Below are 13,818 nucleotides of genomic sequence, written 5' to 3'. Positions count from 1 at the left end.
GAGGGTCGTCTATGAAAAAGTTTACACGATATCTCGGGGTCATCGGCATGCTAGGCCTGCTGACAGTGTTTTTAACCGCTTGTGGCTCACGAAAATCCTTATCACAACAAGATGTTTTAACGAATGACCGGGCAAGCAATACGATTACTTGGGGTGTGAAGGCCGATACAAAATTATTTGGTTTGATGGATGTGAAAGATAACACCATTAAAGGCTTCGATGCTGATATTGCGACCGCGATTACGAAGAAAATCTTAGGTAAAAATGGCAAGGCCAAATTTGTCCAAGTCACGAGTCAAACGCGGATTCCGCTGCTGAAAAATGGGAATATTGATGCGATTATCGCGACGATGACGATTACGCCGGAACGTGAAAAACAAGTCAACTTCTCAAATTCTTATTTTGATGCTGGTCAATCGTTGCTCGTCAAGAAGGGAAGCTCAATCAAGTCGGTGAAAGACTTGAATAAGACTGGTACGAAAGTCATCGGTGTGACCGGTGCCAATTCAGTTGCGAACATTAAAAAATTCGCGCCCAAAGCACAAGTTTTGGAATTGTCCGATTATGCCCAAGCAATGACAGCTTTAAAGTCTGGTCAAGGGGTCGCTTTAACGACTGATAATGGGATTCTTTATGGGATGGCGTCACAAAATCCTGGTTACGAAGTTGTTGGTGGCGCCTTTACGAAGGAACCTTATGGGATCGCCATTAATAAGGGCCAGGGACCATTCAAAAAAGAAGTTAACCAAGCCCTGAAAGAAATTGAAGCAGATGGGACTTACAATCGTATTTTGAAGAAATGGTTCGGTAATGTTGCTGGTTTTGATTATAAGGAGGCGTCGCGCTAATGTGGTATATTCTAACGCACTACTGGTCAGAACTCGTTCAAGGGCTCGGCTATACCTTATTATCAAGCATTATTGCATTGGTTTTCAGTACGATCATCGGGACGATGTTTGCGATTTTTGAAGTCTTGCCAAATCGCGCCATGCGGATTATTGGCCGCGTTTACATTGAATTGTTCCGCAATATTCCACTCTTGGTTATTGCGATGTTCTTCTACGTGATCATTCCAATGTACGTGGCAAAAATTGATGGGTTCACTGCCGGGACGATTGGGCTGACGATTTACACCTCATCTTTCATCGCCGAAACGGTGCGTGCGGGAATTCTATCCGTGGATACCGGTCAGATGGAAGGCGCACGGTCAAATGGGCTAACTTATTGGCAAGCGATGCGTTATATCGTTTTACCGCAAGCCTTTAAAATCGTAATTCCACCGTTGGGTAACCAATTTATTAACTTGGTAAAAAATTCATCAGTTCTGGCCTTTGTGGCTGGGTTTGATTTGATGTACCAAGGAAATTCAATTGCGTCCTTGTCACTGGATACCATTAATAGCTACATGGTTGTCGGGGTCTTCTACTTGATTATCACGTTACCATTGAGCTATTACATGCGGCACTTAGAAAAACGGTTAGCGTAAAGGAGGCGGCCAAATATGCAAAATTTTATTGATGCTTATTCTTGGGTTAATATTCGATTCTTACTCGATGGCCTCTGGGTGACCGTTGAAGTGTCATTGATTTCGATTATTGCGAGTTTCATTATCGGGTCAATTTTAGGTGTTTTACGTTACGTTAAAATTAAGTACTTATCCGCAGTCGTTGGTTTCGTTGTCGATATCGTCCGGAACTTGCCACTGATTTTGATCATCTTCTTCACTTACTTCGGGTTGCCGCATCTTGGTTTCAAACCAGGGATCTTGTTTGCCGCGATGCTCGCCATGACGATTTTCGAATCGGCGATGTTGGCAGAAATCGTGCGATCAGGAATCTTAGCCGTGGACTATGGTCAGATGGAAGGCGCCCGTGCCAATGGGATGACCTATGTGCAAGCGCTCTGGCATATTGTCTTTCCACAAGCGATTAAGAAGACGATTCCAACTATCGTGAGTCAGTTTATCTCACTTATTAAGGATACGTCGTTAGCAACAATCATTGTCTTGCCGGAATTGTTGAACCATGCGCAAATTATCTACGGCCAAAATTCAGCGTTTATCATTCCAATGTTCTTGATGGTGGCATTTATGTACTTCGTCATCTGTTATGCATTGTCGGTATTGTCACGAATTTTGGATAAAAAATTAGCTTAATGGTTGTCGCTTCCGACTGATAACATGCGGTCGTGGGACCGGTCCAAGCCAGACACGTATTGGACCTCGCCCGCAACCCTTGCATAAATCGCAAGTGTCCCGGACCGTCCGTGGCGTAACGTCGGCAAAACCAGCCGATGTAACGCCACCATCACGACCGATGTTATCAGTCTCAACCTTCAGCTATTAAGCTTAGCGTAGGCAGGCGGAATTGTTGTGCCGTGTCGGTAAGATTGGCCGGCGTTTTTAGCCGCCTAATCTTACGGGGCGATTCAAAGACGTGGGTTATCGGCTTTGAATCGAAGTTCCAGACCGCGCTTTGGCTGGGGCTGTCCCGCATGGCACAACGATTCTGACTGTCGGAGCGGTCTAGTTTAGTAACAATCGTTGCTGATATGATATTGTTCACGATTCTTTTTGTACTTGCAGTTTTCAAAAATTAACATAGAAAATGGTACCCACAGTTGATCAGCTGTGGGTACCATTTTTTTGCAGTGCGTTCTTATAAGGTCAATAATTCTGCTTGTTGTTCGGGTTGCGCGGCTAATTCGGCGGCACTGAGGTCCGCTTGAATTTGGTGAGCAACGTTGAAGATCACGAAACGTGGTTCGATGGCTTGCACTTGTTTGAAATTATGACTTGCCATAACAATCGTTTTACCAGCTGCCCGCAGTGCTTGTAAGAGCGTCAGCATCTGTTGCTGAGCGGCAATGGTTAAGCCATTTAGTGGCTCGTCTAAAAGTAATACTTTCGGATTCAATGCGAGGACGCTAGCTAACGCGACGCGCTTTTTCTCACCACCGGATAACTGATAAGGGACACGCTCGCGTAAGTCTGAACTGTGGGTTAGGTCTAAACAATCCGTGACCCGCTGTGCAACCTCGGCATCGGATAAACCGAGCTGACGGGGACCAAAAGCGACCTCCTCGGCGACCGAAGTGTTGAAAAGTTGAACATCGGTATTTTGAAAGACGAGGCCGATTTGTTGATGCAATCGTTGCCGGTCTTGAGGGTTCGCTAAATAGTCAGCGGTGATGGCCTGACCATCGAAATGATAGTCGCCCTGACTGGCATTTTCGAGGCCACTTAAAATTCTTAACAAGGTGGATTTCCCAGAGCCATTCGGTCCCATTAAACAAACGAAATCACCACTGTTGATTTCAAGGTTGAGCTGGTCTAAGCCACGCGTATTCGGATAATCATAACTCAATGCTGTCAATTTAATTAATGCCATAATATCTCCCAAAGATAAACAAGGTGACCAAAACTAAGTAAGGCGTCAGCGTCAAAACGTCATGCCAACGATTGGTAGTGGTTGGCTGATTAACGTAATGACCATTAAAGCCGCGCGCTTCCATGGCGGCGTAAAGTTCTAGCGCATAGGCCTGACTTTTCAAAAATAGATTGCCAAAAAGGGTTCCAATTAAACGATAGGGATGCTTAGCCGGCGCAACCAGCCGCATGTCTAGTGCCTGCATCGTTTGCAATAAATAATGGCCAAGCATGCGTAAGTATGTGATGGCGATGGCCAAGGTCATAATTAGTATATTAGGACAGTGTAAGGCTTTTAAGCCGGATAACAGGGCTTGAAAGGTCGTCGTCAGACGATAATACTGCGTGCTGGCTAAAATCAAGCCAGTTTTAAATCCAAACAATAAAACTGTTGCTGATCCGACCAACCAGTAACTGGGTAAGACGATGAGTAAGGCGATTACGGTACTCATCAGCCAACTACGGCAAAAACGCCGGAACTGGGACGGGGATAGTAACAGTAAATGACCGGCGATCAGCAGTCCCAGTAGCCAAAGCCAGCCGGTATTGTTCGTTAACGCAATCAATAGCACTAAGATTCCTAAGCGCACTAAACTCATGGCCGGACTCAGTTGCCATTTTTTTGATTGCACTGCGGGTAGCGGTTGTGAAAGTCGGGCTAATAATTGCTGTAAATGTTGTTGATTATGCGCCAAAAAATTATGCCGTTGTCGCTGACTGCTAAGTTGATTGGGTTGTTCAAGCCAATCTGGTAGTTTATTTGGTTGTTTGAGTGTCATGTTGAAGCCCCCGCATTAAAAGCAAGAAGATTAGAACTGCCGTAACTGCTGACAAGATATAGCCAACACTAATTGGCAAATTACCAATCGTATAGTCTTGGAACAACGCCTTAAAATGTAAGCCTCGAACCATCCCTTGTGGGCCTTGCTGACTAAGATGTTGTGCCACCAAGCGTTGTTTTAATTCAGCGGGAGACCACTCGCCCCAAGCCGTGTTGCTAGCAAGCAATCCAAGTGGTGAAAGTAGGACCAGACCACCTAATAAGTAAGCCCATGGCCGCCGTGATTGGGTTGGCGTGGGGGTGTAGAGATTAGTTGGGGCAACTTTAGCGACAAATTGATAAACGAGTATTGTAAAAATAGCTTCCACCCAGCCGGCAACGAGTAAATGTGCCGCCAACATTGCTGGAACGGTCACATTTAACCCATATGGACAGTATAACGGCGCGCCACTAGCGGTGTGGGCGAGCAGCGGCTGGAGGCCGAGTTCGATTCCCGCGACTAAGGCGGCCACATTAATGCCTAAATAAGCGCCAACAAAGAGGCCAATTTTAGGATGACGCCATTTTTGTACCAGTCGATAGCAGGCATAGCCGACCATTGGCATGATAACGGCCATGTTAAGTGCATTGGCGCCAAAGGCCAAGATCCCACCATCACCAAATAATAGTGCTTGCAATAGTAAGGTGACGGTCAGCGCCAGAACAGCGGCCCAGGGCCCAATTAGGACTGCTAACAACGTGCCACCGACGGCATGGGCGGTCGTGCCTCCTGGAATTGGTAAGTTAAACATCATGATTAAGAAGGCTAACGACGCGGCAATGCCAAGCATCGGTAACGTTTCACGTTTGGCTTTGACCTGGGCTTTAACTTTAATGACGGCGACAGTCCAAACGGGCGCCACTGCTAAAACTAATGTGCCACAGGTGGCAGGACTTAAATAGTTATCCGGGATATGCACGGATGAGCACCTCTTCTAATTTGCGATTTGATCTAAGAGGTAACTGAGGTCCTGAATAATGAATTTATGATTTTTAACAAGTAAAACCCCATCGGCGCGGAGCTCAGATAACATGCGGTTGACACTGCTGCGAGAACTGATGCCGCAGAAGCCAGCAATATCATCATTAGTTACCACGAAATCAATCAAAAGGCCCCCCGTTGTTTTTCGGCCAAACAGATCCACGAGGCTATAAATAAAGGCACAAATTGCGCCCTTTTTACCATTCATGACCATCCGTTGTAGACGAGAAATATTTTCGGATAACTTTTTACGATAGTAGTTTTTAACATAATTTTGCAATTCATCGGTGCTGTTCACATATTTCCAAAAATCAACCCGATTAATCTGGTAAAAAGTCGCATAGTCAGATTCGATGCGCACATTGAAGGGCTGATCAGTTGAACGCGAGACTTCATCTCGTAATAAAGAGATGACATCTGGTTTCGCAATGTAGGAGAGGTTGAACTCGCGACCATCTTGCAAAATAATGCTATTTTTAATCACACCATCTTTTAAAACATAAGTATAATGTTCCGCTAATCCGTGATACGTCAAATAAGTATGGCGCTTTTTGCGAATCGTGGGGACGTGGTGGACTTCCAAATAACTCAATAAATATTCAATATCAGTTAAAACCATCTTAGGTCAGTTCTTTCATTAGTAAATTTGGGTGTCGCCCGGCACTAATTTTACTTAGTTGTCAGGTGCGGGCCAAATTACTTTAGAAAAGCATACTAATCTTTCGCAATCGTGGCTACCGCATTTAAAGTATACATTTGTTAATCGTTTTTGAAAACTTTAAATGTAACAGACAGCAATTAAAAGGACGTGTATAACAATGGTCATGCGCAAAAAATCATTATTTTGAAAGAGGATGCCCATAAACATGGTTAAAATTAAGTTACCCTATGACAAAAAGACCATCACGGTTGAAATTCCGGATGAAAACTTTGCCGGTAAGCTTGTTTCTGAAGCAGCAACATATCATAACAAGTTAACAGAAGCGGAAACGGTCGAGAAGTCATTAGATCATCCGATCGGTTCAGCGTCATTAGAAACGCTCGCTAAAGGAAAGCAGAATATTGTCATTATTAGTTCTGACCATACGCGGCCTGTCCCTTCACATATCATGACACCAATCTTATTACGGCGCTTGCGTTCGGTTGCGCCAGACGCACGCATTCGCATTTTGGTGGCAACCGGTTTTCATCGGCCATCAACCCATGAAGAATTAGTTAACAAATATGGCGAAGAAATCGTTGCTAATGAAGAAATCGTGATGCATGTGTCTACCGATGATGACGCCATGGTTAAAATTGGCCAGTTGCCTTCAGGTGGCGATTGTATTATTAACAAGGTTGCCGCAGAAGCCGACTTGTTGATTTCAGAAGGATTCATTGAATCCCATTTCTTCGCTGGTTTTTCCGGTGGACGGAAGTCTGTTTTACCTGGGGTTGCCTCATATCGGACCATTTTAGCCAATCATTCTGGCGAATTTATTAATTCATCTAAGGCTCGGACCGGGAATTTAATGCATAACCCAATTCATAAAGACATGGTTTATGCTGCCCGGACCGCCAATTTAGCCTTTATTTTGAACGTGGTTTTGGACGAAGATAAGAAAATCATCGGTTCTTTTGCTGGTGACATGGAAGCGGCCCATAAAGTGGGTTGTGACTTCGTTCAAGAGTTGTCGAGCGTTCCTGGTATCCAAAGTGATATTGCCATTTCAACGAATGGTGGCTACCCATTAGACCAAAATATTTACCAAGCCGTTAAAGGCATGACCGCTGCCGAAGCCACGAACAAAGAAGGCGGCACAATCGTTATGGTTGCCGGTGCACGTGACGGACACGGTGGTGAAGGCTTTTTCCACAACTTGGCCGATGTCGACGATCCTAAGGACTTTTTGGATCAAGCGGTTAATACGCCACGTTCAAAGACGATTCCTGATCAATGGACGGCTCAAATCTTCGCCCGGATTCTTGTACATCATCATGTTATTTTTGTGTCAGATTTAGTTGACCCAGCGTTGATTACTGGCATGCACATGGAATTAGCAACTTCAATTGAAGAAGCTATGGCCAAAGCCTATGCACGGGAAGGTCAATCGGCGAAGGTCACAGTTGTCCCTGACGGCTTAGGTGTCATCGTTAAGTAATGAAAACAACCCTGGAAATTTTAGAAGCAGTCGCCGCTGGAAAAGTTAGTCCAACGCTCGCGACCCAACAATTGGCCGGAACTCAAGTGGCTGATCTAGGTTTTGCCGCAGTTGACTTGGATCGACAACGTCGCAATGGTTTCCCAGAAGTCGTTTATGGTGCTGGGAAAACTGCTGAACAGATCATCGGGATCAATCGAGCCATGTCAGCGCAGAGCGCGCCGATTTTAACGACTAGACTGTCTGCTGAAAAATTTGCAGTGATTAAAGCCGCACTCCCGCAGGCCGTCTATGATGAAACTGCTCGCTGTATGATCGTTGGCGCGAGACCAACACCAGCCAGTGATGATTATATTGCAATTGTGACGGCTGGCACGTCGGATGTACCGGTTGCAGAAGAAGCAGCAATCACGGCCGAGACTTTTGGTAACCGCGTTGAACGGGTTTACGACGTTGGCGTTGCGGGTATTCAGCGGCTTTTTGCCCGGTTGGACGTGATTCGCGGCGCAAAAGTTGTGATTGTCATTGCCGGCATGGAAGGGGCGTTAGCAAGTGTGGTTGGGGGCTTAATTGACAAACCACTGATTGCTGTCCCAACCAGTATCGGCTATGGCACTAACTTTCAAGGCATGACGGCATTACTCACCATGTTAAATAGTTGTGCGTCGGGAATTACGGTGGTGAACATTGATAATGGGTTTGGTGCGGCCTATTCCGCTAGTATGATCAATCAATTGTAGAGGAGGACAACTAAAAAAATGAGAACACTTTATTTGGACGCCTTTTCTGGCATTAGTGGCGATATGTTTTTAGGCGCCATGTTAGATTTAGGACTCGACTTTGAAGCTTTGAAACAGGAACTCAAAAAATTGCCAGTGGCAGGTTACGAGTTAACTCAAGAACGGTTAGCCAAAAGTAGTATTTATGGGACTAGTTTTGATGTGGTTATCGCGGGTGGTAAAGACCACGGTTTCGTTGAAACCCATCATCATGCCGGTCATACCGTAGATGCTGGCCACCATCATCATGATGCGCGACATTTAAGCGATATTTTGGCCTTGATTGATGCTAGTGAGTTATCACCAGTTGTCATTAAACAGGCCAAAGACATCTTTACTGAAATTGCGCGGGCGGAAGCAACGGTTCACCAAATGCCACTAGCCGAAGTGCATTTTCATGAAGTTGGGGCACTGGATTCAATCGTAGACATCGTGGGTTGTTGTGTGGCGTTAGAACTGATGAAGATTGATCAGTTGATTGCGTCACCATTGACGGACGGCTCGGGATTTATCAACGTGGCGCATGGGCAAATGCCAGTACCAGTTCCTGCCGTGATGCAAATGCGCGTTGACAGCCAGGTGCCAATTAAGCAACGGTTAGATATTCAGACGGAACTGATTACCCCAACTGGGATGGGGCTAGTTAAAACCTTAGTGTCTGAATTTGGGCCACTCCCCACGGCGGCAACGCCAACCAAAATTGGTTATGGCTTTGGCAAACGTGATACCGGTGGCTTTAACGCCTTACGCGCAATCCTTTTTGAAAAAAAAAACTAAGTCAGCAAGTCGTCACGCAGACTAAAGACGCCGTTTTGTTGATTGAAGCTAATTTAGACGATCAAACTGGCGAGGGCTTGGGTTATGTGATGGCGAAACTATTAGATGTGGGCGCATTTGACGTGTACTTTACGCCGATTCAAATGAAGAAGAATCGGCCGGCAACTAAACTATCTGTGTTGGGCAATCCTCAGGCGCGAGAATTGTTAACAAAGATCATTTTGGCAGAGACGAGTACGGTTGGGGTCCGCTATCAAACTTGGCAACGGACCATTATGAAACGACATTTCATCGTTGTTCAAACGGCTTTTGGTCCCGTTCATCTGAAGGTTGCCAGTTATGGTGATCTTGAAAAAAAGACACCCGAATACGCTGATTGTGCCCGCTTGGCTCAAGCTGCGAATATCCCGTTGATGACCGTTTATCAGGCGGCCTTAGCCGCCGCTGGTCAGACAAGCAAGGAGAAATGAGTTTTGTTACATCAATTAATTGCAGAATTTATGGGGACGGCCCTCATGATTATTTTTGGAGTCGGGGTTCATTGTAGTACCGTGTTGAAAGGCACTAAGTATCGTGGCTCTGGACACATTTTTGCCATTACGACTTGGGGATTTGGGATCACCATTTCATTGTTCATCTTTGGAAATGTGTCAATTAATCCGGCCATGGTCTTGGCTCAGTGTTTATTAGGAAATCTTCCGTGGACGGTGTTTGTGCCGTATTCAGTGGCGGAAGTCTTAGGCGGTGTGGCCGGCGCTGTGATTGTTTGGTTCATGTATGCCGATCATTTTAAAACTTCGGCTGGTGAAATTTCACCGATTACGATTCGTAATTTATTCAGTACCTCACCGGCAATTCGCAACTTACCACGGAACTTTTTTGTGGAGTGTTTTGATACCTTTATTTTTATTGCGGGTATTTTAGCGATTTCAACCGTTAAGACGCCAGGGGTCGTGCCAATTGGGGTTGGGTTACTTGTTTGGGCAATCGGGATGGGACTCGGTGGCCCAACTGGATTTGCGATGAATTTGGCCCGGGATATGGGACCCAGAATTGCGCATGCGATCTTACCGATTACGAATAAAGCCGATAACGATTGGCAGTACGGTATTTTGGTGCCCGGGATTGCGCCATTTGTGGGCGCAGCATTAGCAGCATGGTTCATGCATGGCTTTTTCGGCATTAGTTAACGACTGCTGATTAGTCGGTTTAAGTTATTTGGCAATTATTTCAGCATTATTTTATAAATAAAATAGAAGAGGGTCAATTTATTATGACAGGATTAGCAACGAAAAAAGCAGCATTGAAAGACTCATTGAAACAATTAGCAAAGGTAACGGTCGCTTTCTCTGGTGGGATCGACAGTACCTTAGTTTTGAAAATGGCCTTAGAAACGCTAGGTCGCGACAATGTCACTGCAGTTATCGCCAATTCTGAATTATTTACGGATGAAGAATTCGATAAAGCCGTTAGTTTGGCTGAAGAATTAGGTGCCAACGTTAAAACCACAACTTTGGATTACTTAAGCGAAACGCACATTGAACATAACACGCCAGATAGCTGGTATTATGCGAAAAAGATGTTCTACGACCGTTTGAACGACATGGCCGCTGCTGAAGGCAGCCACGCGGTCTTAGATGGGTTGATCAAAAATGATGAACAAGATTACCGTCCCGGGATGAAAGCGCGGACCGAAGCTGGTGCACGGAGTTTGTTACAAGAAGCTGATTTTTACAAGGTAGACGTCCGAGCCTTATCACAAGAATTGGGCTTAACGAACTGGAACAAAGTTGCTTCATGTTCAGTTGCGTCACGCTTCCCTTATGGCACGACCTTAACGCATGAAAATGTCGCCCAAGTCATGGCAGCTGAAAAGTACTTACGCAGCCTTGGTTTCCCAACGGTGCGGGTTCGTTACCATGAAGACATCGCCCGGATCGAATTACCAGAAGCCCGGATTGGGGACTTCTTAGTCTTCAATGACCGCGTCAATCGTCAATTACAATCATTAGGCTTCCGCTATGTCACCTTAGATTTGGGTGGCTTCCGTAGTGGTCGTATGAACGAAACCTTGACGAAAAAGCAATTAGCAACTTTTGCCTAAAGTTTAAGCGTACCGAGTTCAAAAAGTCTGAGTGCAATCTCAGGCTTTTTTTGTGGCCCGATAAATCATCGCGCAGGGGTCATAGGTTATTCATATTCATTCGTTACAGTATAACTTGATTGTTAGGTGAACTTATTAACTATTGGGGCAATAACTGATGAATAGGAGTAATAACATGAGCCATAAGCGGAAACGGATAACTTTAGTGGCAATCATTGGACTCGTGCTAGTTGCGGTTGGCCTGACTTGGTTTCAACTGAACCGATCGACTAAAACTAGTGCGACGCAACTGCCCTTAACTGAAACACAGATCAAGAAGAACCTCGCCTCTAAGAAGGTGACGACGCGTGCGAATCAACAAAAATCAGCCACGGCAACTTATCAAAAGGCTACGACGAATCGGCGCTATACCCTAGCTAATCCTTATATCAAGGTGAACCCATATGGGACGTCACCGCTGACAGCGTTAGTTATTTTTAGAACTTCCCAGGCGGCCAAGGTTAGCTATACCGTTGTCGGGAAGTCGGCTAAAACGAGCATTACGAATACCGTCAATGGTGGTTATCAGACGACCCATCAAGTTCCAATCGTTGGGTTGTATGCCAATACGACCAATACGGTTAGATTAACCGTGACGTTGAAAAGTGGTGAGGTTATCAAAAAGACCATTCAGTTAAAGACTGGGGCGTTACCAAAATACGTGAAGAGCGCTACGGTCACAGTTTCAAAGTCAGATAAGACAAAAATGTCAATCGGTAATAACAAGTTAACCATTATTGATCGGACAACCAAGGAACCATTTGCCATTGATGCCGATGGTAATGTTCGTTGGTACAGTACAAATTATTCACAACATACGATTGAACAGTGGACCGGTGGCCATATCATGATGCTGACGAAGAAGAAACAAAGCTCCGATGTTTATAATGACCTCATTGAAACGGACTACTTAGGTCGTGTTTATCGAGAATATACGTTTAGCGGTAGCACGAGTAGTACGGATGGTGGGACCGAAACGACCGTGATTCACCATGACTTAATCGAGTTGCCTAATCATAACTCATTAGCAACGGTTTCGGATGGTTCTAAGTATAAAGAAGATACGATGGTGGAAATTTCGCATAAGACTGGGAAAATTGTAAAGGTTATTGATCTGAAAAAACTATTACCGAAATCAATGTGGTCGGCCTTTAAGGCGGGGTCTGACGGTAAAATTGATTGGTTCCATCAAAACTCGATCGAATATGATAAGACTGATAATAGCATCCTGATTTCCGGTCGTAATCAAGATATGATTATGAAAATTGATTATGCGACGAAGAAAATTAAGTGGATTTATAGTGGCAAAAAGAAAGCCAGCTGGCCGAAAGCTTATCGAAAATTAATTTTGACGCCAACGAGTGGCACGACCATCACCGGCGGGCAACATGGCTTGACCTTGCTAGCTGATTTAACGCGCAATGCCAGCAGTGAAAATATTATGTTGTATGACAATAATACTGCGGTCAGTAATGGTGATAAGTCGACGTCTGGTAAATATTCACAGGCGGTCAAGTATCATATTGATACGACTAAGATGACGATTACTCAGACTTGGGCCTATGGTAAATCGCTTGGCAAAACCAACTTCACGAATATTATTGGCTATGCCGAAGAAGAATCGAATGGCAATGTGTTGATTGACTTCGGGATGAAGAAAAATGGTCAAGAAAGTAATGTGATTGAAGTCGACAAAAATGGTAATCAGGTTTTCAACGCGACGATTAAGAATGCGTCTGCGAAAGCTTATGCTTATCGCGCTTACCGGGTCGCCTTTTATAATAATAATTATCAATTCGATGCAAATAAAGACTAAAGTTCGTAATACCACACGTCACAATTAATTTTGTGGCGTTTTTTTGATTAATTTGCTGAAAAATACGAACGATTCCGGTATAGTAGTCTTATTAAGATGAGATGGAGGTAGCAGTAGTGACGAACCCGGAAGTGATTTTACAGACAAGTATTGAAAAAGGTGTGAGCAAGGTCAACAAGCCTTGGTTGGCCAAGTGGCTATTAGGGTTTGTGGGTGGGGCAATGATTGCGCTTGGGTTCTTGGCGGATATTCGTGTCTCGGCCGCAATTCCGGCCAGCGGTGGTAGTACCTTGATTGGCGCCAGTGTGTTTCCGATTGGGCTAATCGTGATTTTGTTAGCCGGTGGTGAATTGGTGACGGGTAACATGATGGCGGTCAGTACCGCCGCTTTCGCTAAACGCCTTAAATGGCCGGCTTTCTGGAAGAACTTGGCGATTATTACAGTTGCAAATGTGATTGCTGCGGTTGCGGTGGCCTTTTTCTTCGGCCATTTTGTCGGACTCACACATAGTGCTGTCTTCAAAACGGCTGTCATCACCATGGCCCAAGCTAAAATTCAGGCTAGCTTTTGGCAGAGTCTGGTTTCAGGTATTGGTTGTAACTGGTTTGTGGGCTTGGCAGTTTGGTTGTCCTTTGGCGCCAAGGACGCTGCCGGTAAGCTGCTCGGCATTTGGTTTCCAATTATGATTTTTGTGGCGACCGGTTTTCAACATAGCATCGCCAATGCGTTTCTAATTCCAGCAGCTATTTTTGAGGGTGGCGCAACTTGGTCCCAGTTTGCGATGAATTTGGTTCCAGTTTACCTCGGAAATATTATCGGTGGCGCGATATTTGTTGGGGCGCTATATTACTATAGCTATCGGCAAGCCCTAAAATAATGGTTAAAGCGACAAGATAAAACTAAGAAGCGCAATCAGTCCAGCAAGGCTTATT

The 13,818-nt window shown here is 45.0% G+C and carries 15 protein-coding genes; 11 read left to right on the top strand and 4 right to left on the bottom strand.

Going from position 1 to position 13,818, the window contains the following annotated elements; all coding sequences use genetic code 11:
• Positions 1 to 11 precede the first annotated feature (11 nt).
• Genes FFM74_RS02840 through FFM74_RS02830 form a run of 3 tightly spaced genes read left to right on the top strand, consistent with a single transcriptional unit; the run spans position 12 to position 2,155 of the window.
• Positions 12 to 848: a glutamate ABC transporter substrate-binding protein gene (locus FFM74_RS02840; protein ID WP_137625120.1), complete on the top strand. Its 837-nt coding sequence runs from the start codon at positions 12 to 14 to the stop codon at positions 846 to 848.
• Entirely contained in the window at positions 848 to 1,486 is a 639-nt protein-coding gene (locus FFM74_RS02835) for an amino acid ABC transporter permease (protein WP_137625119.1), read from the top strand. Before FFM74_RS02840 ends, FFM74_RS02835 begins: the two co-directional genes overlap by 1 nt.
• 15 nt (positions 1,487 to 1,501) lie before the next feature.
• Positions 1,502 to 2,155: an amino acid ABC transporter permease gene (locus FFM74_RS02830; RefSeq protein WP_137625118.1), complete on the top strand. Its 654-nt coding sequence runs from the start codon at positions 1,502 to 1,504 to the stop codon at positions 2,153 to 2,155.
• A gap of 502 nt (positions 2,156 to 2,657) precedes the next feature.
• On the opposite strand, the gene FFM74_RS02825 is transcribed toward FFM74_RS02830, so the two are convergent.
• Genes FFM74_RS02825 through FFM74_RS02810 form a run of 4 tightly spaced genes read right to left on the bottom strand, consistent with a single transcriptional unit; the run spans position 2,658 to position 5,848 of the window.
• Positions 2,658 to 3,389, bottom strand: a complete 732-nt coding sequence (locus tag FFM74_RS02825; protein WP_137625117.1) for an energy-coupling factor ABC transporter ATP-binding protein — start codon at positions 3,387 to 3,389, stop codon at positions 2,658 to 2,660.
• On the bottom strand, positions 3,376 to 4,206 hold the full coding sequence (locus tag FFM74_RS02820; RefSeq protein WP_137625116.1) for an energy-coupling factor transporter transmembrane component T: 831 nt from the start codon (positions 4,204 to 4,206) through the stop codon (positions 3,376 to 3,378). The genes FFM74_RS02825 and FFM74_RS02820 overlap by 14 nt, the downstream gene beginning before the upstream one ends.
• Positions 4,184 to 5,167, bottom strand: a complete 984-nt coding sequence (cbiM, locus tag FFM74_RS02815) for a cobalt transporter CbiM (RefSeq protein ID WP_137625115.1) — start codon at positions 5,165 to 5,167, stop codon at positions 4,184 to 4,186. The genes FFM74_RS02820 and cbiM overlap by 23 nt, the downstream gene beginning before the upstream one ends.
• Before the next feature lie 15 nt (positions 5,168 to 5,182).
• Positions 5,183 to 5,848 carry a Crp/Fnr family transcriptional regulator gene (locus tag FFM74_RS02810; protein WP_137625114.1) on the bottom strand — a complete coding sequence of 222 codons (666 nt, stop codon included), beginning with the start codon at positions 5,846 to 5,848 and terminating at the stop codon, positions 5,183 to 5,185.
• A gap of 247 nt (positions 5,849 to 6,095) precedes the next feature.
• Here FFM74_RS02810 and larA point away from each other — a divergent pair, with 247 nt between their 5' ends.
• The 8 genes from larA to FFM74_RS02770 all read left to right on the top strand — a co-directional run bounded on the left by larA (position 6,096) and on the right by FFM74_RS02770 (position 13,763).
• Positions 6,096 to 7,370 (top strand): nickel-dependent lactate racemase, encoded by a 1,275-nt coding sequence (larA, locus tag FFM74_RS02805; RefSeq protein ID WP_137625113.1) that lies wholly within the window; start codon positions 6,096 to 6,098, stop codon positions 7,368 to 7,370.
• Positions 7,370 to 8,110 carry a nickel pincer cofactor biosynthesis protein LarB gene (larB, locus tag FFM74_RS02800; protein WP_137625112.1) on the top strand — a complete coding sequence of 247 codons (741 nt, stop codon included), beginning with the start codon at positions 7,370 to 7,372 and terminating at the stop codon, positions 8,108 to 8,110. The genes larA and larB overlap by 1 nt, the downstream gene beginning before the upstream one ends.
• A gap of 18 nt (positions 8,111 to 8,128) precedes the next feature.
• Positions 8,129 to 8,926, top strand: coding sequence for a nickel pincer cofactor biosynthesis protein LarC (larC, locus tag FFM74_RS13825; RefSeq protein WP_137625111.1), 798 nt, complete (start codon positions 8,129 to 8,131; stop codon positions 8,924 to 8,926).
• Between the two features lie 38 nt (positions 8,927 to 8,964).
• Entirely contained in the window at positions 8,965 to 9,396 is a 432-nt protein-coding gene (larC2, locus tag FFM74_RS13820) for a nickel pincer cofactor biosynthesis protein LarC2 (protein WP_137625110.1), read from the top strand.
• A 3-nt stretch (positions 9,397 to 9,399) separates the two neighbouring features.
• The gene (larD, locus tag FFM74_RS02785) at positions 9,400 to 10,116 is read left to right on the top strand and encodes a D/L-lactic acid transporter LarD (RefSeq protein WP_137625109.1); all 717 of its coding nucleotides are present in this window, start codon (positions 9,400 to 9,402) and stop codon (positions 10,114 to 10,116) included.
• An 83-nt stretch (positions 10,117 to 10,199) separates the two neighbouring features.
• Positions 10,200 to 11,030 (top strand): ATP-dependent sacrificial sulfur transferase LarE, encoded by an 831-nt coding sequence (gene larE, locus FFM74_RS02780; RefSeq protein WP_137625108.1) that lies wholly within the window; start codon positions 10,200 to 10,202, stop codon positions 11,028 to 11,030.
• A 175-nt stretch (positions 11,031 to 11,205) separates the two neighbouring features.
• On the top strand, positions 11,206 to 12,885 hold the full coding sequence (locus tag FFM74_RS02775) for an aryl-sulfate sulfotransferase (protein ID WP_137625107.1): 1,680 nt from the start codon (positions 11,206 to 11,208) through the stop codon (positions 12,883 to 12,885).
• Between the two features lie 116 nt (positions 12,886 to 13,001).
• A complete protein-coding gene (locus FFM74_RS02770; protein WP_137625106.1) occupies positions 13,002 to 13,763 on the top strand; it encodes a formate/nitrite transporter family protein in 762 nt (253 codons plus the stop codon).
• Positions 13,764 to 13,818 lie beyond the last annotated feature (55 nt).

Source organism: Lactiplantibacillus pingfangensis, from assembly GCF_005404945.1.
Lineage (GTDB): Bacteria > Bacillota > Bacilli > Lactobacillales > Lactobacillaceae > Lactiplantibacillus > Lactiplantibacillus pingfangensis.
The sequence above is the reverse complement of the archived record's forward strand: the minus strand, read 5'-3'. Positions and strand labels throughout refer to the sequence as shown.

Excerpts from the sequence above, each read along its gene's own strand:
- FFM74_RS02840 (WP_137625120.1), top strand. The coding sequence starts at position 12 with ATGAAAAAGTTTACACGATATCTCGGGGTCATCGGCATGCTAGGCCTG.
- FFM74_RS02835 (WP_137625119.1), top strand. The coding sequence starts at position 848 with ATGTGGTATATTCTAACGCACTACTGGTCAGAACTCGTTCAAGGGCTC.
- FFM74_RS02830 (WP_137625118.1), top strand. The coding sequence starts at position 1,502 with ATGCAAAATTTTATTGATGCTTATTCTTGGGTTAATATTCGATTCTTA.
- FFM74_RS02825 (WP_137625117.1), bottom strand. The coding sequence starts at position 3,389 with ATGGCATTAATTAAATTGACAGCATTGAGTTATGATTATCCGAATACG.
- FFM74_RS02820 (WP_137625116.1), bottom strand. The coding sequence starts at position 4,206 with ATGACACTCAAACAACCAAATAAACTACCAGATTGGCTTGAACAACCC.
- FFM74_RS02810 (WP_137625114.1), bottom strand. The coding sequence starts at position 5,848 with ATGGTTTTAACTGATATTGAATATTTATTGAGTTATTTGGAAGTCCAC.
- larA (WP_137625113.1), top strand. The coding sequence starts at position 6,096 with ATGGTTAAAATTAAGTTACCCTATGACAAAAAGACCATCACGGTTGAA.
- larB (WP_137625112.1), top strand. The coding sequence starts at position 7,370 with ATGAAAACAACCCTGGAAATTTTAGAAGCAGTCGCCGCTGGAAAAGTT.
- larC (WP_137625111.1), top strand. The coding sequence starts at position 8,129 with ATGAGAACACTTTATTTGGACGCCTTTTCTGGCATTAGTGGCGATATG.
- larE (WP_137625108.1), top strand. The coding sequence starts at position 10,200 with ATGACAGGATTAGCAACGAAAAAAGCAGCATTGAAAGACTCATTGAAA.
- FFM74_RS02775 (WP_137625107.1), top strand. The coding sequence starts at position 11,206 with ATGAGCCATAAGCGGAAACGGATAACTTTAGTGGCAATCATTGGACTC.